Here is a 1,511-nt window from a genome sequence, read left to right as displayed (position 1 = left end):
TAGTTTTACAACAAATAAAAAAACCATTTTAGTAAATGGTTTAATTTATTATTCGTATTCAATTTCTATGTATTTTTTAAAACCCTTCTTTTTTCCATGCGACCTTGTTGGTTGTATGTATTATTTAAGGGTTTTAATTAATATCTTAGAAATTATGGAATAATATACCACTTACTTATTTAAATTGTATTACTTTTAATTTTATTGTCAATAATATTTTAGTATTTTTTAAATTTTTCCACAACAAAAAATATATTTTTATTAAAATTACTTAATTTCTTATATAAAATTAATAAAAATATAAGTTTTGTTGTCCGTGTTTGTTAAAGTTACTAACTGAATAATTAATTATAATTTCTTCTAATGGTTCATTAGTGTTAAATAAATTAATTTTATTTTTAAAATTCATCATACTAGTATTTAATTTATTTTTAAGAGTTTTTTCATGATAAGTTGCTTTTTTAACCAAAACACCCTTACAGTAATGTGATATATCACCTTCAACATGACAACCAATATTATTTCATAATATTTGATTTATGACACCCTCTTCATTATTTTTAATTAATTTAATTGTTTCTTTTAAGAATTTCATTTTTGATTCTTTTATAAAAGAAGAACTGTTTTCTAAGCATTGTAATAATTCTTAATATTTTGCATTATAAAAATAATCAACGGTTTTATGATAAGTTTCTCTATTTTCTTTATTTTTATTTTGAAACGGATATAGTTTTTTAAATCTACTTGTAAGATGAAATTTATCTATGGTGTAATGCACTTTATTTTTAGGGAAATATTCTTGAATAACTTTTGCAATATTTTTAATTCAAGGTGCACCATCACCTAATACCATAATTTCAATATTGTCATTAATATCATAATAACTTGTAATTAATGTAAGTAATTTACTAACAAAATTAGTTAATTTACTACTTTTTTTAATATATTCTGGAATATTATCCAATTCTATAACACCTAATTTATCTTTAATTACCGGTCTTTTTTTAGTTGAGTTTTCTTTATCAAAACCAGTATGAACAGTTGAAAATATACTATGTTTTTTTATTTTTTCTTTACCCTTTTTATTTTCATTTCACATTTTTAAATAAGTTCCATCAATTTGAATATATAAAGTATGAGGTATTTTTATTTTTTTATCAGTTTTATTAAGATAATATTCTTTATCAGTTTTTGCATTTTTCATAATATTTGAAATTGTTTTTATACAAATTTTTATATGTTCCATAGTATCTAAAATATCTTGATATGTTTTTTTCTTACCAATAAATGATAATATTTTTTCTTTAACAGAATTATCTATTCTTTGTCATTTTTCAATTCCTAAAAGTTTATCCAAAGGAAAAATATATTCTTCTTTACCTGTTTCTGAATTGATTTTATAAAGTTTTCTTCTTTTAAAAGTTATTTTTCCATTTAAAATAGTTAATGTTCTTGGTTTTATTTCTTTTGCTTTATAATCTTTAAATTCTTTTAAAGTTTCATCAGTTTTA

Annotated in this window: 2 protein-coding genes; both read right to left on the bottom strand. The window is 19.7% G+C overall.

Annotated elements, in window-relative coordinates; all coding sequences use genetic code 4:
• Positions 1 to 289: 289 nt before the first annotated feature.
• On the bottom strand, positions 290 to 595 hold the full coding sequence (locus tag EHV01_RS05495; protein WP_422066580.1) for a hypothetical protein: 306 nt from the start codon (positions 593 to 595) through the stop codon (positions 290 to 292).
• A gap of 51 nt (positions 596 to 646) precedes the next feature.
• Positions 647 to 1,511 (bottom strand): Mbov_0401 family ICE element transposase-like protein (locus EHV01_RS05490; RefSeq protein WP_422066579.1); only part of this gene is annotated, 865 nt, incomplete at its 5' end.

Origin of the sequence: Spiroplasma sp. hy2, from assembly GCF_044714365.1 — a bacterium.
GTDB classification, from domain to species: Bacteria; Bacillota_I; Bacilli_A; order Mycoplasmatales; family Mycoplasmataceae; genus Spiroplasma; species Spiroplasma phoeniceum.
This window is presented reverse-complemented; position numbering and strand designations above follow the sequence as displayed.